Annotated in this window: 16 protein-coding genes and 2 riboswitches; of the genes, 6 read left to right on the top strand and 10 right to left on the bottom strand. The window is 71.3% G+C overall.

Annotated elements, in window-relative coordinates; all coding sequences use genetic code 11:
• Positions 1 to 271: 271 nt before the first annotated feature.
• The gene (locus tag H1226_RS07560; RefSeq protein WP_224959962.1) at positions 272 to 1,441 is read right to left on the bottom strand and encodes an NAD-dependent epimerase/dehydratase family protein; all 1,170 of its coding nucleotides are present in this window, start codon (positions 1,439 to 1,441) and stop codon (positions 272 to 274) included.
• A gap of 292 nt (positions 1,442 to 1,733) precedes the next feature.
• Between H1226_RS07560 and H1226_RS07555 the strand changes: the two genes are divergently transcribed.
• Positions 1,734 to 2,204: a GtrA family protein gene (locus H1226_RS07555; RefSeq protein ID WP_258348056.1), complete on the top strand. Its 471-nt coding sequence runs from the start codon at positions 1,734 to 1,736 to the stop codon at positions 2,202 to 2,204.
• On the opposite strand, the gene H1226_RS28095 is transcribed toward H1226_RS07555, so the two are convergent.
• The 9 genes from H1226_RS28095 to H1226_RS07515 form a co-directional block, all read right to left on the bottom strand.
• Complete coding sequence (locus tag H1226_RS28095; RefSeq protein ID WP_309148791.1) at positions 2,170 to 3,009, bottom strand: glycosyltransferase family 2 protein; 840 nt, start codon at positions 3,007 to 3,009, stop codon at positions 2,170 to 2,172. The genes H1226_RS07555 and H1226_RS28095 overlap by 35 nt on opposite strands.
• 11 nt (positions 3,010 to 3,020) lie before the next feature.
• Positions 3,021 to 4,451 carry a hypothetical protein gene (locus tag H1226_RS28090; protein WP_309148790.1) on the bottom strand — a complete coding sequence of 477 codons (1,431 nt, stop codon included), beginning with the start codon at positions 4,449 to 4,451 and terminating at the stop codon, positions 3,021 to 3,023.
• Positions 4,448 to 5,353 (bottom strand): NAD-dependent epimerase/dehydratase family protein, encoded by a 906-nt coding sequence (locus H1226_RS07545; RefSeq protein WP_258348054.1) that lies wholly within the window; start codon positions 5,351 to 5,353, stop codon positions 4,448 to 4,450. Before H1226_RS07545 ends, H1226_RS28090 begins: the two co-directional genes overlap by 4 nt.
• A gap of 196 nt (positions 5,354 to 5,549) precedes the next feature.
• Positions 5,550 to 5,987 carry an SRPBCC family protein gene (locus tag H1226_RS07540; protein WP_224959966.1) on the bottom strand — a complete coding sequence of 146 codons (438 nt, stop codon included), beginning with the start codon at positions 5,985 to 5,987 and terminating at the stop codon, positions 5,550 to 5,552.
• Between the two features lie 26 nt (positions 5,988 to 6,013).
• Positions 6,014 to 6,844, bottom strand: coding sequence for a phosphoenolpyruvate hydrolase family protein (locus H1226_RS07535; protein ID WP_258348052.1), 831 nt, complete (start codon positions 6,842 to 6,844; stop codon positions 6,014 to 6,016).
• Positions 6,841 to 8,052 (bottom strand): Tm-1-like ATP-binding domain-containing protein, encoded by a 1,212-nt coding sequence (locus tag H1226_RS07530; protein ID WP_258348050.1) that lies wholly within the window; start codon positions 8,050 to 8,052, stop codon positions 6,841 to 6,843. Before H1226_RS07530 ends, H1226_RS07535 begins: the two co-directional genes overlap by 4 nt.
• A gap of 181 nt (positions 8,053 to 8,233) precedes the next feature.
• Positions 8,234 to 8,386 (bottom strand): hypothetical protein, encoded by a 153-nt coding sequence (locus H1226_RS07525; RefSeq protein WP_224959969.1) that lies wholly within the window; start codon positions 8,384 to 8,386, stop codon positions 8,234 to 8,236.
• Positions 8,387 to 8,488: 102 nt separating this feature from the next.
• Positions 8,489 to 9,667, bottom strand: coding sequence for an acyl-CoA dehydrogenase family protein (locus H1226_RS07520; protein ID WP_258348048.1), 1,179 nt, complete (start codon positions 9,665 to 9,667; stop codon positions 8,489 to 8,491).
• A gap of 73 nt (positions 9,668 to 9,740) precedes the next feature.
• Complete coding sequence (locus H1226_RS07515) at positions 9,741 to 11,330, bottom strand: long-chain-fatty-acid--CoA ligase (RefSeq protein ID WP_258348047.1); 1,590 nt, start codon at positions 11,328 to 11,330, stop codon at positions 9,741 to 9,743.
• A 222-nt stretch (positions 11,331 to 11,552) separates the two neighbouring features.
• Here H1226_RS07515 and H1226_RS07510 point away from each other — a divergent pair, with 222 nt between their 5' ends.
• The 5 genes from H1226_RS07510 to H1226_RS07490 all read left to right on the top strand — a co-directional run bounded on the left by H1226_RS07510 (position 11,553) and on the right by H1226_RS07490 (position 17,466).
• A complete protein-coding gene (locus H1226_RS07510) occupies positions 11,553 to 12,185 on the top strand; it encodes a TetR/AcrR family transcriptional regulator (protein WP_258348046.1) in 633 nt (210 codons plus the stop codon).
• A gap of 102 nt (positions 12,186 to 12,287) precedes the next feature.
• Positions 12,288 to 12,416: riboswitch (glycine riboswitch) on the top strand.
• A riboswitch (glycine riboswitch) is annotated at positions 12,417 to 12,515 on the top strand. It abuts the riboswitch before it with no gap.
• Between the two features lie 118 nt (positions 12,516 to 12,633).
• On the top strand, positions 12,634 to 13,746 hold the full coding sequence (gene gcvT / locus H1226_RS07505) for a glycine cleavage system aminomethyltransferase GcvT (RefSeq protein ID WP_258348045.1): 1,113 nt from the start codon (positions 12,634 to 12,636) through the stop codon (positions 13,744 to 13,746).
• 91 nt (positions 13,747 to 13,837) lie between these two features.
• On the top strand, positions 13,838 to 15,118 hold the full coding sequence (gene glyA / locus H1226_RS07500; RefSeq protein ID WP_258348044.1) for a serine hydroxymethyltransferase: 1,281 nt from the start codon (positions 13,838 to 13,840) through the stop codon (positions 15,116 to 15,118).
• A 290-nt stretch (positions 15,119 to 15,408) separates the two neighbouring features.
• Complete coding sequence (locus H1226_RS07495) at positions 15,409 to 16,803, top strand: amino acid permease (RefSeq protein WP_258348043.1); 1,395 nt, start codon at positions 15,409 to 15,411, stop codon at positions 16,801 to 16,803.
• Positions 16,804 to 16,932: 129 nt separating this feature from the next.
• Complete coding sequence (locus H1226_RS07490; protein WP_258348042.1) at positions 16,933 to 17,466, top strand: PH domain-containing protein; 534 nt, start codon at positions 16,933 to 16,935, stop codon at positions 17,464 to 17,466.
• Positions 17,467 to 17,545: the final 79 nt, after the last annotated feature.

Genomic DNA, 17,545 nt, shown 5'->3' with positions numbered 1-17,545 from the left:
GCGAGAGTGCCGTGCATTCCCGCGCCCGGGACGCCGCTCCCCGTACCTGCGGCCACCGACATGGCCGCGTCATCTCCACCCGGGAACCGGGGGAACGGCCGGTTGAACCCCCATCGGCGGGCGACCGGCACCACCGATGAAGCATCAACGACGCGTGGCTTCAGTGTGCACGCGAAACTTGGAATATTCCAGGCCTTTCAGTGCACAGTTGGGCTACGAACCGGGGGACGGCGGCCCCGCGCGCCTCCGTCACCGTGACGGCTCCGCCCGCTCAGCCGTCCGCGCGCATCGGGCTGGAACCGGTCCGCCACTGCACCGTCGGGCGCATCGCCGCGAGGTCCACCCGGTCCACGTGCGCCTTCGCGATCCCGAACAACGAGTCGATCAGCGTGTTCGACAGCAGGTGCGGCTCCAGGCCCAGCTCGACCAGCCCGGTGTGCACCACGTTGTAGTGGTGCTCGGACTGCTCGACGCGCGGGTTCTCCAGGTGCTCGACCTCGACGCCGCCGTCGAAGCAGTTCGCGACGACCTTCGCGATCTCCCCGACCGAGAAGCTCTCCGTCATCTGGTTGAACACCCGGAACTCGCCGGCGTCCGCCGGGTTCTCCGCCGCCAGCCGGATGCACTCCACGGTGTCCCGGATGTCGATGAGCCCGCGGGTCTGCCCACCGCTGCCGTACACCGTCAGCGGGTGGCCCAGCACCGCCTGGATGACGAAGCGGTTCAGCACCGTGCCGAAGATCGCGTCGTAGTCGAAGCGCGTCGCCAACCGCGGGTCCCGCGCCGTCTGCGGCGTCTCCTGCCCGTACACCACGCCCTGGTTGAGGTCGGTGGCGCGCAGGCCCCAGATGCGGCAGGCGAACTCGATGTTGTGGCTGTCGTGCACCTTGCTCAGGTGGTAGAAGGAGCCCGGCTTCTTCGGGAACAGCATCCGGTCGGTCCGCCCCTTGTGCGTGACCTCCAGCCAGCCTTCCTCGATGTCGATGTTCGGCGTCCCGTACTCGCCCATCGTGCCCAGCTTCACCAGGTGGATCGACGGGTCGATCTCCTGGATCGCGAACAGCACGTTGAGGTTGCCGACCACGTTGTTCTGCTGGGTGTAGACCGCGTGCTTGCGGTCGATCATCGAGTACGGCGCGGCGCGCTGCTCCGCGAAGTGCACGATGGTGTCCGGGCGGAAGTCCCGCACCATCTCGTAGGTGAAGTCCGCGTCGACCAGGTCGCCGTAGTAGGACTTGATGCTCTTGCCCGACACCTCGTGCCACGCGTCGATGCGGGTCTGCATCGGCTCGATGGGCACCAGGCTCTGCACGCCCATCTCGTGGTCGTAGCCGCGCCGGGCGAAGTTGTCGGCCACCGCCACCTCGTGGCCGCGGTCGGACAGGTGCAGAGCGGTCGGCCAGCCAAGGTAGCCGTCGCCCCCGAGGACGAGGATTCGCACGCCTTCTTCTCCTCTACGTTCATCGCAGCGCCACCGCCGGTGGGAGGACCGCGGTGGCAGTTCTTCTCCGGGCACCCGAACGCCCGGAACCGATCGGCACGGTAGGAATGCGCTGCCAGGCGCGCTGCACGAGCCCGCCCCGACAACATCGGGAATGCTCTCATCCTTCGGCCCGGGAACGAAGAGCCGAACGCACCGCCGGGCGGAGAGCGAGAGCACGGGGACCGCACCGGTATCGTGCGGGCCCGAAGCCCCGCCCCGGACGCGGAGGCACGGCGGGAAGGACGCGGCAGTGCAGCAGGCCACCGACAGCGCAGCTTCGCGGCGCGGCCACTACTGGCGGCTGATCAGCAGGTTCGCCGCGGCTTCGGTGGTCGCCACCGGCATCAGCCAGCTCGTGTTCGTCGGCTCCTACGCGGCTTGGGCGCAGCCGGTGGTCGCCACGGTGCTGGCGTGGCTGGCGGGGGCGGTGCCGAACTTCGTGCTCAACCGCCGCACCTGGGGCGGTGGGGGCCGCGCGGCGCTGCGCGGCGAGATCCTGCGCTACGCGGCGCTGTCGATCGGCACCGCGCTGCTGGCGGCGCTGGCCACCAGCGGCGCGGAACGGCTCGCGGTGCACGCGTTCCCGCACGACCGCCTCCCGCAGGTGGCGATCGTGTGGGGCGCGTTCCTCGGGACCTACCTGGTGATGTTCGTGGTGAAGTTCCTGATCATCGACCGGTTCATCTTCACCGCTCGGGGACGGCCGCCGCGGGCTCGCTGATCCGCTCGGCGGCCGGGCGGTCCTGCGGCTGCGGAGCGGAGCGGCGCTCGCGCAGCCAGGTGCCCAGCACGACCTTGGCGTAGCTGTAGCCGTAGAGCAGGTTGCCGCCCTTCTTGCTCTGCCCGGCGGCGCGGACCAGCATCGTCATCGGCTTCTCCAGCACCCGGTAGCCGCGGGCGAGGACGCCGACCAGCAGCTCCGAGGACTGGTACTGCCGCTGTTCCAGGCGCACCGAGTTCGGCACCTCGATCTTCATGGCCCGGAAGCCGAACGAGGTGTCGGTGATCTTCTGCCGGGTCAGGGCGCTGACCAGCCAGGCGAACACGTGGGTTCCGGCGCGGCGCACCAGGTCGGTGCTCTCGGTGCGGCCGAGGGTGCGGGAGCCGGTGACGAAGTCGGCCTCGTCGTCGATCAGCGGCTGCAGCAGCTCGGGCAGCTCGGCGATGTCGTACTGGCCGTCGGCGTCGGTGGTGACCAGGTAGCGGGCGCCGCGTTCGGCGGCGAGCCGGTAGCCCAGCCGCAGCGCCGCGCCCTGCCCGCGGTTGCGGGGGGCCACGCAGGTCAGCGCGCCGTGGCGCAGCGCGACCTCGGCGGTGTCGTCGGTGGCGCCGTCCACGACGACGAGGGTGTCCACGTCCAGCCCGCAGCTCTCGGCGGGCATCCCGTCGAGCACGGCGCCGAGCGCGTCCTGCTCGTCGTAGGCGGCGATGAGCACGACCACCGTGGCGAACCGGCGGTCGCCGTAGCGCTCGGCGAAGCCGTCGAGGGCGGCCCGGTCGACCTCGTCGGGGAAGGTCGTGGACATGGTGATCTCCTTCAGGTGTTCGTCGAGTCGGACGAGCGGGTCGGGCCGGTGATCGCGGTGAGGGCGAGCCCGGCCGCCAGCGGCAGCAGGACGAGGCCGGGCAGCTGGTAGCGCCACGAGAACTCCATCGCCGCGGCGGTGGCCAGCACCGTCGCGGCCAGCCCCGCGGGCAGCAGCACCACGGCGCGCAGCCCGCTGCGGCGGGCGCGGCCCGCCCCGAGCACGGCCGCCGCGGACAGCAGCAGGCAGCCGCCGAGCACGATGCCCGGGGTGTAGCCACCGCCGAGCTGGTAGGCGCGCAGGAACCCGGCGATCCCGGGATCGGCGCGCAGCGTGCCGTCGCCGTGCAGCTCGGCCCACTCGGTGACGTACCAGGGGTCGGCGTACATCGGGTACTCGGTCTTGAACTGCCAGCGGTGCAGCGGCACGTCGCCCGGGGACTGGGTGCGGGTAGGCGCGAAGCCCTTGAGGAAGTCGTGCACGAAGCCGCCGAGCACGTCGAACGGCTGGTGCAGCAGCACCTTGCGCGCCATCCCGCTCTGCGCGGCGTTGAGGTCGAAGGCGTCCGGCAGGGTGCGCGTGTTGGCGGGCACGTGCCAGAAGTGGATGTAGAAGTCGATGCCGTTCGCGGCCCGCGCCGACACCGGCTCCTTCGGGCACACCACCGCTTCCTCCGGGGTGAGCCCGAGCGCGTCGCAGTCGGCGACGGCGGCGGTGCGCCCGAAGACGACGCTGCCGGTGGAGCCGCCCAGCGCGGGGCTCCCGGTCCACGCCAGGTGGTACATCGCGTAGCCGAACAGCACTCCGGCGAAGACCCCGGCGAGGGCTCCGGCGGCGCGCAGCCGCGGCCGCCAGCCGTCCCGCGGCCGCAGCCCGGCGGCCAGCAGCACGAACGCCACGGCCGGGACCACCAGCGTGAGCCCCACCAGCCGCACCAGCACCGAGGCGGCCAGCAGCAGCCCGGCGACCGCGGCGGTGCGCGGGCCGGGCACGCCGCGCCAGGCGAGCACGAAGATCACGGCCAGCAGCAGGACCTGGAACAGCAGGTCCGACATGATGTTGTGCTCGATCTGCACCTGGTAGGCGTCCAGCAGCACCGGCGCGGTGGCGAGCGCCGCGATCCAGCGCCGGGCCCCGAACCGCAGCAGCAGCACGTAGATCGCCACGCCCAGCGCCAGCCCCAGCAGGTGCTGCACCGCGACCACCAGCGCCAGGTTCCCCATCAGCAGCAGCGGCCCGAGCAGCAGGACTTCGTAGCCGATCGGGTTGATGCCGCCCGGGTAGAACACCCCGAGGTCGTCGAGGTAGCGGAACGAGTCGATGTAGAGCAGCGCCGGGCGGTAGGCCAGCTGCGCGAGCACGCGCAGCACCACGCCGCCGAGCAGCAGCAGCAGCGCGAGCAGCCAGTGCGCGCGGAGGTGCCGCGCCGGCGCGGCGGTCACGGCGCCCCGGTGGCCGCGCGGAAGTCGTCCCACACGGTCCGCAGCCCGTCGGTCAGGTCCACCGCGGGCGCGTAGCCGAGTTCGCGGCCCGCCTTGGCGATGTCCACGATCACCGCGGGCATCTCGCCGTTCTTGGCGGGCACGTGCGTGACGGGCAGCGGTGCGCCGGTGGCGGCGCGCACGGCGTCGATCAGCTCCAGCACCGAGATGGAGCGCCCCGAGCCGATGATCGCCGTCCCGGCGCACTCCTCGTCGCAGGCGGCGAGGATGCCCTGCACCACGTCGTCGACGTGCACGAAGTCGCGGCTCTGCGCACCGTCGCCGTAGACCTCGACGCCCTCGCCGGCCAGCGCGGCGCGCATCAGCCGCGGGATGAAGCTGTCCTTGCGCCCCATGCCGGGCCCGTAGATGTTGGTGAACCGCAGCGCGGTGGTGGCGATGCCGTAGGAACCCGCGTAACCGGACAGCAGCATCTCGCAGGCGGCCTTCGTCGCCCCGTACGGCGTGAGCGGGCGCAGCGGGAGGTCCTCGGAGATGGTGCCGTGCCCGATGTCGCCGACGACGGCGTTGGTGGAGGCGAGCACGAACCGGCCGACGCCGCGCCGCCGCGCGAGTTCCAGCAGTTCCTGGGTGACCTCGACGTTGGCCCGGTAGGTCTCGGCGGGCTGGTCCACGGAGCGCAGCACCGAGGTGATCGCGGCGAGGTGCACGATCGCGGTGGTGCCCTCGGTGACGGCGGCGTCCCGGACCGCGGGGTCGGTGAGGTCGCCCGCCACGTGGGTGATGAGCTCGCCGGGTTCCGCGGGTTCCTGGACGTCGACGATCGTGACCGGGGTGCCGCGTCCGGTCAGCGCGCGGACGACGGCGCGGCCGACGAAGCCGGAGCCGCCGGTGACCACCACCCTGCCGTTACTCTGCGTCCCGGAAATCTCGGGGGCCGTCGCTCGTTCGGGGGTTGTCTCCTCGCTTGGCACGGCTGAACTCTAACGGGCCGCCGCCGAGAGCTGTCGGCTAGCCCACACCGGTCGTCCACCGAATGGCAGCTTGCGCGACGCCCGTCCGTGCGCAGCGGGAGCGCCGCGGTCCGGCGCCGGGCGGTCAGCCGGCGTAGTGGTCGGCCAGCGCCTTGAGGCCCGCGCCGAAGACCCCACCGCCGAAGATCTCGTCCAGCTGCGCCTCGTGCGCCGCCTCGGCGTCGTAGTCGGCGTACCACTCCACGAACGACTCGCCGGTCGCCGTGATCGGCAGCACCCGGATGGTGCTGCGGTACGAGCGCACCGGGAACGGGCCCTCGGTGATCTCGTAGGTGCAGGAGCGGGCGGCGTCGTCGAGGCCCACGAGCCGTTCCCGCACCACTCCGCCGTCCCCGACGACGAGCCTGCGCACGGCGCCGAGCTCCGCCGGAGACGCGCCGCTCTCCACCTCGCTGGAACCGATGCCGGGGTGCCAGCGGGGCAGCCCGCCGAAGTCCCGCACCAGCGCCCACACCTCGTCGGCCGCCGCCGGGACCACCCTGCTCGCGTAGGACCGCGCCATCACGTCCTCCTCGTCGTCGTGCGCCGTCAGCGCTTGAGGTTCTTGAACTCCCTGGTGCGTTCGGTCAGCGCCTGCTCGACCGGGAGCCGTTCCATGCTGCTGGCCCCGTAGAAGCCGTGGCAGCGTTTGGTGCGGCCCAGCACGTAGGCCGCGTCGGCCGGGGTGGCGATGGGACCGCCGTGGCACAGCACCAGCACGTCCTCCCGCACGTCGGCGGCGGCCACGGACCACTCGTCGATCAGCGCCACGCAGTCGTCGAGGTCCTTCGCGGTCTCCGCGCCGATCGATCCGCCGGTGGTGAGGCCGAGGTGGCACACCACGATGTCGGCTCCGGCGGCCGTCATGGCGCGGGCGTCCTCGGCGGAGAACACGTACGGCGTGGTGAGCAGATCCGCTTCCCGGGCCGCGGCGACCAGGTCGACCTCCAGCCGGTAGCTCATGCCGGTCTCCTCCAGGTTCTCCCGGAAGGTGCCGTCGATGAGCCCGACGGTCGGGAAGTTCTGCACCCCGGCGAAGCCGAGTTCCCGCAGCCGCGCCAGGAACGGCCCGGTGAGCAGGAACGGGTCGGTGCCGTTGACCCCGGCGAGCACCGGGGTGCGGTGCACCACCGGCAGCACCTCGCTCGCCATCTCCACGACGATCTCGTTGGCGTTGCCGTAGGCCAGCAGCCCGGCGAGCGAACCACGCCCCGCCATCCGGTAGCGGCCCGAGTTGTACAGCACGATCAGGTCGATGCCGCCGGATTCCTCGCACTTGGCGGACAGCCCGGTGCCCGCGCCGCCGCCGATGATCGGTTCGCCCCGATCGGCCATGCCCCGGAACCGGCGCACCAGGGTCTCCCGGTCGAACCGCGTCATGCCCGTCCTCCTCGCGCGCGGACCTCGTCGAAGGCGCCGAGCAGCGCTTCGACGAAGCGGTCGTCGTTGATGTCGTGCGGGACGCGCACCAGGCGCCGCTGCTCGGTCTGGTGCACCTCCGCCTCCAGGGTCTCGAACAGGGCCCGGTCGGCGGCCGGGTCGTGGAAGGGCTGCCCCGGGACGTCCAGCAGCGAGACGCCGCCCTCGGGCAGCAGGAACCGCACCGGGCCGGTGCAGGCGTTGAGCTTCGCGGCCAGGAACCGGGCGATCTCGCGGCATTCGTCCGCCGTGGTGCGCATCAGCGTGACCTGCGGGTTGTGCTCGTAGAACAACCGGTTCCGGTACCGCTCCGGCACGGTGTCCGGCGCCCCGAAGTTGACCATGTCGAGCGCGCCGCAGGAGCCGACGTAGGGCACGCCGCTGCGCGCGATCGCGTCCAGCCGGGTCTCGCCCGCGCTCATCACTCCCCCGGCGATCAGGTCGCACACCTCGGTGGGGGTGATGTCCAGGACCGCTTCGACGAGCCCGTCGGCGACGAGCTTCTCCATGGCGCGGCCGCCGGTGCCGGTCGCGTGGAACACCAGCGGGTCGTGGTCGGTGGCGAGCCGGTTCGCGGCCTCGGTGACGCAGGGCGTGGTCACCCCGAACATCGTCAGCGCCACCGCGGGCAGCTGCTCCACGGCCGGCACGGTGTTGCGCACGGCCCCGGCCAGCGCGTGCGCGGCGTTGCCGAGCACCTGGCGGGAGATCCGGTTGAGCCCGGCGACGTCGGTGACCGCCGGGAACATCGCGATGTCCGACGCGTCCACGTAGGACGAGATGTCACCGGAGGCCACCGTCGAGACCACCAGCTTCGGCACCCCGACCGGCAGCGCCCGCAGCGCCGGGGTGATCAGCGCGGTGCCGCCGGAACCGCCCAGGCCCAGCACCCCGCCCACACCGCGCCGCGCGCCGAGCCACCGCTCGAACGCCAGCGCCATCGCCACCACGGCCGTGCCGCGATCACCGGTGAACACCGCCGCGGCCCCGCGCGGGTGCGCGGCGGCCACCTCGGCGGCGGACACGTCGGGGGCATCGGCGGACTCCGCGCCGGACGTGCCCACGTCGACGGTGATCACCTCGACGCCCGCGTCGGCGACGAGCCCGGCGACGTAGCGCAGCTCGGCGGCCTTCGTGTCGAACGTGCCCACCACGTAAGCCCGGCCCATCGCACCGCCCCTGCTCCCGGAATCAGCCCGCGAGAACCCTACTGCCGATCCGGCCCCGGCACAGCCCGTTGATCACGGTTCACCGGCCTGGTCCGCCACCGGCGCGGCACGATCCGAGCACCGGGTCCCCGCACGACGACCCCCGGGCCGGTGCTGCGCCGGGGGCCGTCGTGGGGGTGCGTCACTTGCTCTTGCCACCGCCGAGGAAGCGGTTCTTCACCTGCTCGATCTTGGCCTTGTTCTTCGGGTCGCTCGCGTACCGCTTGGCCTGGTCGATCGCCTTCTTGCCCTGCGGGCTCTTGGCGAAGTCGGTCACCTTCTTGAACAACGACATAGCAGCTCCCAGTCGGGCCGGTCGATCACGCTGCACCCAGGTTACCGGCGAATCGGACATCCGATCGAGGGTGTGACCGGGCCGATCCGCCGCGTCGCCGGATCAGCCGAGCACCCCGCCGACCTGGGCGTGCCCCTTGAGCAGGTTGCGGGCGATGGTGCGGCGCTGGATTTCGTCGGTGCCCTCGAAGATGCGCAGCAGCCGGATGTCCCGGTACCAGCGCTCGATGGGCAGCTCGCGGGTGTAACCCATGCCGCCGTGGATCTGCAGCATCCGGTCCACGATCTCGTTCGCCCTGGTGCCGCCGTAGAGCTTCGCGATGGACTGCGCGTGCCGGGAGTCGGCGCCCTGGTCGACCTGCCACGCGGCCTGCAGCACCAGCCAGCGCAGCGCCTCGATCTCCACCGCCGAGTCCGCGATCATCCACTGGATGGCCTGCCGGTCGGCGATGGGCGCCCCGAACGTCTGCCGGGTGCGGGCGTAGTCCATCGACATCTCCATCATCCGCTCGCAGCCGCCGAGGGCGCGGGCGGGCAGCAGGTAACGGCCGCGGCCGATCCACTGCATGGCCAGCTTGAACCCGCCGCCGACCTCGCCGAGCACGTTCTCCTCCGGCACCCGGACGCCGTCGAAGACCAGCGCGGCGGGCTGGCGGTCCCACTCGCCCATGATCTCGATGGGTTCCGACTTCCAGCCGGCGTCCCGGTCCGCGAGGAAGCAGGTGACGCCGCCGTCGGCGCCCTTCTCCTTGTCGGTGACGGCGAAGACCATGGTGAAGTCGGCGTCGATGCCGCCGGTGATGAACGTCTTCTCCCCGTCGATCACCCACTCCGCGCCGTCCTTGCGGGCCGTGGTGCGGAGGTTCTTGGCGTCCGAACCCGCGCCCGGCTCGGTGATGGCGAAGCAGGACTTGCGCTCGCCCTCGATGGTGGGCACCAGGTAGCGCTGCTTCTGCTCCTCGTTGGCGTGGTAGAGGATGTTGTCCGCGTAGCCGCCGAAGCTGAACGGCACGAAGGTGCGGCCCAGCTCGATCTCGATCAGCGCGGTGAGCACGGCGGAGAGGTTCATCCCGCCGTACTCCTCGGGGGTCTGCACGCCCCAGAACCCGGCGTCGCGCGCCTTCTTGCGCAGTTCGGCCAGCTCCTCGCGGGTGAGGCCGCGTTCGTGGTCGCGCTCGCGGCGCAGCACCTCCGGCTCCAGCGGCACCAGCTCGCGCTGCACGAACGTGCGCACCCAGTCGCGGATGTCGCGTTCGGTCTCGGACAGGGAGAAGTCGACCATCGGTGGCGGGTCCTTTCGGCGAGGCCGGTGTGGCGAGGTCGGTGTGGCGAGGTCGGTGTGGCGAGGTCGGGGGTCAGGAGGATTCGGCGATGCGGCTGCGCAGTTCCCGCTTGAGCACCTTGTGGCTGGGACCCAGCGGCAGCTCGTCGACGAACACGACGCGGCGCGGGTACTTGTGGTGCGCGGTCTGCTCCGCGGCCCAGGCGATGATGGCCTTGCCCAGCGCCTCGTCCGGGTCCTCACCGCGTTCGGGCACCACGACCGCGCACACCTCCTCGCCACGCCCCGGGTCGGGCAGGCCGATCACCGCGCACTGCGCGACGGCGGGGTGCCGGATCAGCAGCTCCTCCACCTCGCGCGGGTAGATGTTGTAGCCGTTGCGGATGATCAGGTCCTTCTTGCGGTCCACGATGGCCAGGTAGCCCTCGGCGTCCTTGACGCCCATGTCGCCGGTGCGGAACCAGCCGTCGACGAGCGCCGCCGAGGTGGCCTCCGGGTCGTCCAGGTACCCGGCGAACACGTTGTGGCCGCGGACCACGACCTCGCCGGTCTCCCCGGCGGGCAGCAGTTCGATCCGGTCCTCCACGGACGGTTCGGCGATCTCGACGTCGATGCCCCACAGCGCGTGCCCGACGGTGCCTGCGCGCGGCCCGAACGCGGGCTGGTTCACGGTGGCCGTCGGCGAGGTCTCGGACAGCCCGTAGCCCTCGTGGATCGGGGCGCCGAAGCGCCGCTGGAACCGCTCCAGCACCGCCACCGGCAGCGCCGCGCCACCGGACACGCACATCCGCAGCGAGGACAGGTCGTCGTCGTCCCCGGCGGCCTCCAGCATCCTGATGTACATGGTGGGCACGCCGTTGAGCTGGGTGATGCGGTGGTCCCGGATGAGCCGCAGCGCCTCGGCCGGGTCGAACTTGGGTTGCAGCACCAGCGTCGCGCCCGCCCGGAACGTGGTGTTCAGCGAGACGGTCTGCCCGAAGACGTGGAACAGCGGCAGGCAGCCGAGGACCAGGTCCTCGCGGCGGGTGTCGTTGGCGTCGAAGGCGTTCACCGTCGCGTTGAGCACCAGGTTCAGGTGGGTGAGCACCGCGCCCTTCGGCCTGCCGGTGGTGCCGCTGGTGTAGAAGATCACCGCGGGGTCGTCGGGCGCGCGGGTGGCGAAGGAGCGTTCCGGTTCGGCCGCGGCCGCCGCCTCGCTCAGCGAGTCCGGGGTCTCCGGGCCGGGCACCGACGGGCCGATCGAGACCAGCGGGATGCCGGCGCGGCGCGCCGATTCGGCGGCGAGCGCCAGCTGGCTCGTGTGCCCGACGACGAGCTTCGCGCCGGAGTTGCGCAGCAGATACGCCGCCTCGTCCGGGACCAGCAGCAGCGGAACCGGCACCACGACCGCGCCCGCGGTGAGCACCGCGTAGTAGGCGCGCACGAAATCGATCACGTTGGGCGCCACGATCGCGACCCGGTCGCCCGGCTCGATCCCGCGAGCGCGCAGCGCGGCCGCGTGCGCCCGGACCTGCTCCCACAGCTCGCCGTAGGTCACCCGCTGCTCGCCCTCGACGACCGCGGGGTGCGCCGGGCGCAGCCGCGCCGGCTCGGCGAGGACCGAGGCGAGCGACAGCGTGGTGTGCGGCTCGACCCGCTCCGGGGACTCGTCGTCGTTGACCATCGTCCACCTCCGTGAGGATGCCGCCGGTGCGGGCGGCACGGTCGTCCGCCGTTGGACACCTGACGACTAACGTCGTTAGTTTTGGACTCTAGGACCACCCCGCGCACCGCGGCAAGAGCCGCGCACCGGACACTGATCGACACGATCCGCAGCGGACGCGGACGGGCACGGCGCCCACCGAGGGGGCGCCGACCGGCAGCGGGCAGCAGGCAGGAGCGCGGCATGGGCAGACCCAAGAGCCCCCAACTCACCCGCGAACGCATCCGCGAACACGCGCTGGCGATCATCGACGACCAGGGCCTCGAAGCGCTGTCCATGCGCAGGCTCGCCGACTCCCTCGGCGTCCGCGCCGCCTCGCTCTACAACCACGTGGCCACCAAGGAAGCGCTGCTGCACGACGTCGCCGACGGCGTGATGGGCACCGTCGACACCAGCGGGTTCGACATCGACTGGCCCACCGGCCTCACCCGCTGGGCCCGCTCCTACCGGGCCGCGCTCGCCGCCCACCCCAACCTGGTGCCGTTCATGGCGTCCGGACCGGCCCGCCGGGAGACCTCGCTGCGCCGCGCCGACGCCGTGCACGGCGGGCTGACCAGCGCGGGCTGGCCGCAGCGGTACGCCACGATGATCGGCGCCTCCACCAAGTTCCTGGTGCTCGGTGCGGCGATGGGCTCGTTCGCGGGCGGGTTCGTCGACGACGCCGAGGTCTACGACGAGCGGTTCCCGCACCTGCACGGCGCCCACCTGCTGCGCGAGCACGCCGCCGAGATCGACGACGACAGCTTCGAACTGGCGCTGCGGGCGCTGGTCGACGGCCTCCGCGCCCAGCACGCCCGGCTGTTCCCGCAGCGCTGAACTCCGCGCGCGGCGACGGGATCACGCTCACGTTCGGTTGACTGCGCTGTGTGATCTCCGTAGCGTTCCGGAGCACAACACAACACCGGACTACAACGCCGACGACGTCGTGCGGGAGAGTCTGCGCCCCGCCAGGAGCCCCTGGTCCGTGCAGGATGCGATTCCTGGGTGCAGCGCCGAAGGAGCAATCCTCCCCACCAAACTCTCAGGCCCCGCTACCGCGCGACAGCAGGCGATCACGGAGAAAAGCAGGGACCCGTGTCCCTCGCCCACGGTGCAAGCCGCCCTCGTGCGCGGTGAAACTCTCAGGCCAATGACTCCGGGGAGACCGGCAGCGCACGCCCGCGCCCATCGCCGTCGGAGGACCCCGGATATGGTTTCTGCTGGAAGTGGCCGCAACCGGTCCCCCTCGGACGTGATCGGTGCCCACCAGGAGGAGTTCCGCACCATGACGTCGTCGCCCCCAGCTCCGCGACGGACACCGCTGCACGAGGTCCACGAGTCCCTCGGCGCGCACTTCACCGACTTCGCGGGCTGGCGGATGCCGGTCCGCTACTCGGGGGACACCGCCGAGCACCAGGCGGTGCGGACCGCGGCCGGGCTGTTCGACCTCTCGCACATGGGCGAGATCGAGATCAGCGGCCCGGAGGCGGCCGCCGCGCTGGACCACGCGCTCGTCGCGAACGCGTCCGCGATCACGGTGGGTCGCGCCCGCTACACCATGCTGTGCACCACCGAGGGCGGCGTGCTCGACGACCTCATCGTCTACCGGCTGGACGAGCAGCGGTTCCTGGTGGTCGCCAACGCGGCCAACGCGGCCGTGGTCTCCGCCGAGCTCGCCGAGCGCATCGCCGAGTTCGACGCCGCGCACCGCGACGTCTCCGACGAGTACGCGCTGATCGCCGTGCAGGGACCGGAGTCGGTGTCGATCTTGGCGCCGCTGACCGGCACCGACCTGTCCACCGTGAAGTACTACGCCGGGTATCCCAGCGAGGTCGCCGGGAAGCAGGTGCTGCTGGCGCGCACCGGCTACACCGGCGAGGACGGCTTCGAGCTGTTCACCGCGCCCGAGGACGCGCCCGCGGTGTGGCGCGCGCTGACCGACTCCGGGGCCGAGCGCGGACTGGTCCCGGCGGGGCTGTCCTGCCGCGACACGCTGCGGCTGGAGGCGGGCATGCCGCTGTACGGCAACGAGCTGTCCGCCTCGCTCACCCCGTTCCACGCGAACCTGGGGCGCGTCGTGAAGCTGGACAAGCCCGGCGACTTCGTCGGCAGGGCCGCGCTGGCGGCCGTCGCGGAGGCGCCGACCGAGCGCACCCTGGTGGGCCTGCGCACGGACGCGCGCCGCGCGCCCCGGCACGGCTACCCGGTGCTCGCCGACGGCGCCGAGATCGGCGAGATCACCAGCGGCGCCCCGTCCCCGACGCTCGGCCACCCGATCGCGATGGCCTACGTGGACCGCGCGCACAGCGCGCCCGGTACCGCGGTGCAGGTCGACATCCGCGGCAAGTCCATCGACGCCGAAGTCGTGGAACTGCCGTTCTACCGCCGCAAGGCCTGACGAACGCCCGCAACGGGCTCTCGAAACCTTGACCGGACCGCGCCGGACCCGTCCGGCGCAGCCCAGATCGAACACCAGGAGGCAATTGCTCATGTCGACACCGGACCTGTTCAACGACCGGCTTGCGGTGGTGGATCCGGAGGTGGCCGCTGCTGTGGGGGCGGAGCTGGGTCGTCAGCAGAACACGTTGGAGATGATCGCGTCGGAGAACTTCGCGCCGCAGGCGGTGTTGCAGGCGCAGGGTTCGGTGTTGACGAACAAGTACGCCGAGGGGTACCCGGGCCGCCGGTATTACGGTGGGTGCGAGCACGTGGACGTGGTCGAGCAGTTGGCGATCGATCGGGTGAAGGCGTTGTTCGGGGCGTCGTTCGCGAACGTGCAGCCGCATTCGGGTGCGCAGGCCAACGCCGCGGCGATGCACGCGTTGTTGTCGCCGGGTGACACGATCATGGGCTTGGACCTGGCCCACGGCGGGCATTTGACGCACGGGATGCGCATCAACTTCTCCGGCAAGCTCTACAACGTCGTCCCCTACCACGTGCGCGAGGACGACCACCGGGTCGACATGGACGAGGTGGCCCGCCTGGCGCGGGAGAACCGGCCGAAGCTGATCGTGGCGGGCTGGTCGGCGTATCCGCGGCAGCTGGACTTCGCGCGGTTCCGCGAGATCGCCGACGAGGTCGGCGCCTATCTGATGGTCGACATGGCCCACTTCGCGGGTCTGGTCGCCGCCGGGTTGCACCCGAGCCCGCTGCCCTATGCCGATGTGGTCACCACGACCACCCACAAGACCCTCGGCGGGCCCCGGGGCGGGGTGATCCTCTCCGCGAGCGAGGAGTTCGCGAAGAAGTTCAACTCCGCGGTCTTCCCCGGCCAGCAGGGCGGCCCGCTGGAACACGTCATCGCGGGCAAGGCCGTGCTGTTCAAACTCGCCGCCACCCCGGAGTTCGCCGACCGCCAGCAGCGCACCCTCGACGGCGCCCGCATCATCGCCGAGCGCCTCCTGCAAGACGACGCCCGCGCCGCGGGGGTGTCGCTGGTCTCCGGCGGCACCGACGTCCACCTCGTGCTGGTCGACCTGCGCCACTCCGAACTCGACGGCAAGCAGGCCGAAGACCGCCTCCACACCATCGGCATCACCGTCAACCGCAACGCCGTCCCGAACGACCCCCGACCCCCCATGACCACCAGCGGCCTGCGCATCGGCACCCCCGCCCTGGCCACCCGCGGCTTCACCACCACCGAATTCACCGAAGTCGCCGACATCATCGCCACAGCACTCCAACCCACCATCGACGAGGAGACGACGACCGCGCTCGCCGGCCGCGTCCGCGCACTCGCCGAGAAGTTCCCGCTCTACGCCGATCTGTAAGCGAACCGTTTCGCGGAGATGTCCTCCGCATTGATCGGCCCGACGCGAACGCCGCATTTCCTCCGGAAATGCGGCGTTCGCCGTTCCCGGTACCACCAGTCGGAGCAAAAAACGATTCATCTCCGCCGTAACGGCAGGTCACAGGCGAATATCAACGGACAAAGCTCGCAGATCGCCACCGCTGGAAGAATCGATCACGATTCCAGCCCCTGTCGGGAAGAGCAGGACCGAACGTGGCACAGTACCGGTCCACAAGAATGAATCCTCCTTCCCTCCGCAGGAGCACGGCGATGAGCGAACCCGTCCCCGAGGAATACCGCAAGGACCTGAGCAACCGGCACATCAACATGATCGCCATCGGCGGGGCGATCGGCGTGGGCCTGTTCCTCGGGTCCGGCAAGGCGCTGAGCCAGGTCGGTCCCGGCCTGATGCTGATCTACGCCATCGCCGGCGTGATGATCTTCTTCGTGATGCGGGCCCTCGGCGAACTCCTGATGTACCGGCCGGTCAGCGGTTCCTTCGCCGAGTACGCGGGCGAGTTCATCGGTCCTTGGGCCAAGTTCGCCACCGGCTGGGGCTACTGGCTGGTGTGGATCGTGACCGGCATGGCCGAGATCACCGCCGTCGGCAAGTACTTCCAGTTCTGGTTCCCGGAGCTGCCGCAGTGGATCCCCGCCCTCGGCGCGCTCATCGTGCTCAGCGGCGTCAACCTGATCGCGGTGAAGCTGTTCGGCGAGTTCGAGTTCTGGTTCGCGCTGATCAAGGTCGTGGCCATCGTCGGCATGATCGTGCTGGTCGCGCTCATCCTGGTGTTCGGCTTCAGCGACGCGGGCGACACCGCCGCGGTGAGCAACATCTGGTCGCACGGCGGCTTCTTCCCCACCAGCCCGGTCTCGGCGCTGCTGGCGTTCCAGATCGTCATGTTCGCGTTCATCGGCGTCGAGATGGTCGGCCAGACCGCCAGCGAGAGCGCCAACCCGAAGACGGTGCTGCCGAAGGCCATCAACGCGGTGATGCTGCGGATCCTGATCTTCTACGTGGGCGCGCTGGCCGCGCTGACCGCGCTCGTGCCGTGGACCAGGTTCAACGCGGACACCAGCCCGTTCGTGCAGGCCTTCACGCTGATCGGCATCCCGGCGGCCGCCGGGGTCATCAACTTCGTGGTGACCACCGCGGCGCTGTCCTCCTGCAACAGCGGTATCTTCTCCACCGGCCGCATGCTGCGCACCCTGTCCGAGGACGGGCACGCGCCGCGCGCCGTCGGCAAGCTGTCCTCGCGGGCGGTGCCGTCGCGGGCCATCGCGATCACCTTCGGTTCGATGCTCATCGGCGTAGTGCTCAACTACGTGGCGCCGGAGCAGGCGTTCACCTACATCACCAGCGCCAGCACCGTCGGCGCCCTGTTCACCTGGGGCATGATCGTGATCGCGCACCTCGGGTTCCGCCGCCGGATCGCGCGCGGCGAGATCGAGTCGACCACGTTCCGGATGCCGCTGGCGCCGTACTCGAACTACGTGGTGCTGGCGTTCCTGGCGATGGTCGTGGTGCTGCTGGCGTTCGACTCGGAGACCCGGATCGCGCTGTACATCACGCCGCCGCTGGTCATCGCGCTCGCCATCGGCTACGCCGTGTCCCGGCGGCGCGGCAGCGGCACCGGCGATCGGGAGACCGTCGCCCGCACCTGAGCCGGCCCGCTCCTCGACGGCGGAGGCGCCCCCTCGACGCGGGGCACCTCCGCCGTCGCCGTTCCGCCGGGTGAAATTGGTGCTTCCGCCGGGTTCACCGGGTGGGCCGCCCGGGGGAAGATCGTCGCCATGCACCCGGCCTCCCGCGTGCTGGTGATCAGCCGGAGCGCGCAGCAAGAACGCAGCATCCAGCGGGACGGCCTGCTCGTGGTGCTCACCCAGATCGCCAACGCCGTCATGTGCTCCGGGGCCGCGGTGCTGTGGTGGACGTGGACGCCGGGCCCGTCGCGCTGGCTGGTGGCGGTGCCGGTCGTGGCGGTCGCGTGCAGCTGCTACGTGGCGCGGGCGCAGCTGCGCTGGCGGCGGATCAACCGGGACATGTTCCACCTGCAGGTGGCGTTGACCGACGCCGGCGTCACCTACGCCTCCGCCGCCGGGACGTACTCGGCGCCGTGGTCGGCGGTGCGGCAGGTGCGGTTGCGCACCCACCGCGCCCGGTCCCCGTACGTGGTGATCGACGTGGACGGCTGGGGCGGCCCGCTCAGCGAGTGCGCCGGGACCGACCGGCTGGCGCTGACCCTCACCGGCACCGGGCTGCGGCCGCGGGAGGTGAGCCGCGCGGTGCACCAGCTCAGCGGCGGCCAGGTCACCACCCGCAACTGACCCCGACCGTCCGAACTCGCGGCTCGAACGGGCCGCTCAGCCGCGCCCTCCCACTAGCACAGGTGTGTTAGTTTGGGTT

This window comes from Saccharopolyspora gregorii (assembly GCF_024734405.1).
Taxonomy (GTDB): domain Bacteria; phylum Actinomycetota; class Actinomycetes; order Mycobacteriales; family Pseudonocardiaceae; genus Saccharopolyspora_C; species Saccharopolyspora_C gregorii.
The sequence above is the reverse complement of the archived record's forward strand: the minus strand, read 5'-3'. Positions and strand labels throughout refer to the sequence as shown.

Coding starts and splice junctions, on each gene's coding strand:
- H1226_RS07530 (WP_258348050.1), bottom strand. CDS start 8,052: ATGGGCCGGGCTTACGTGGTGGGCACGTTCGACACGAAGGCCGCCGAG.
- H1226_RS07540 (WP_224959966.1), bottom strand. CDS start 5,987: ATGGCGCGGTCCTACGCGAGCAGGGTGGTCCCGGCGGCGGCCGACGAG.
- H1226_RS07510 (WP_258348046.1), top strand. CDS start 11,553: ATGGGCAGACCCAAGAGCCCCCAACTCACCCGCGAACGCATCCGCGAA.
- H1226_RS07490 (WP_258348042.1), top strand. CDS start 16,933: ATGCACCCGGCCTCCCGCGTGCTGGTGATCAGCCGGAGCGCGCAGCAA.
- H1226_RS07495 (WP_258348043.1), top strand. CDS start 15,409: ATGAGCGAACCCGTCCCCGAGGAATACCGCAAGGACCTGAGCAACCGG.
- H1226_RS07520 (WP_258348048.1), bottom strand. CDS start 9,667: ATGGTCGACTTCTCCCTGTCCGAGACCGAACGCGACATCCGCGACTGG.
- H1226_RS28095 (WP_309148791.1), bottom strand. CDS start 3,009: ATGTCCACGACCTTCCCCGACGAGGTCGACCGGGCCGCCCTCGACGGC.
- H1226_RS07515 (WP_258348047.1), bottom strand. CDS start 11,330: ATGGTCAACGACGACGAGTCCCCGGAGCGGGTCGAGCCGCACACCACG.
- H1226_RS07535 (WP_258348052.1), bottom strand. CDS start 6,844: ATGACGCGGTTCGACCGGGAGACCCTGGTGCGCCGGTTCCGGGGCATG.
- H1226_RS07525 (WP_224959969.1), bottom strand. CDS start 8,386: ATGTCGTTGTTCAAGAAGGTGACCGACTTCGCCAAGAGCCCGCAGGGC.
- glyA (WP_258348044.1), top strand. CDS start 13,838: ATGTCGACACCGGACCTGTTCAACGACCGGCTTGCGGTGGTGGATCCG.
- gcvT (WP_258348045.1), top strand. CDS start 12,634: ATGACGTCGTCGCCCCCAGCTCCGCGACGGACACCGCTGCACGAGGTC.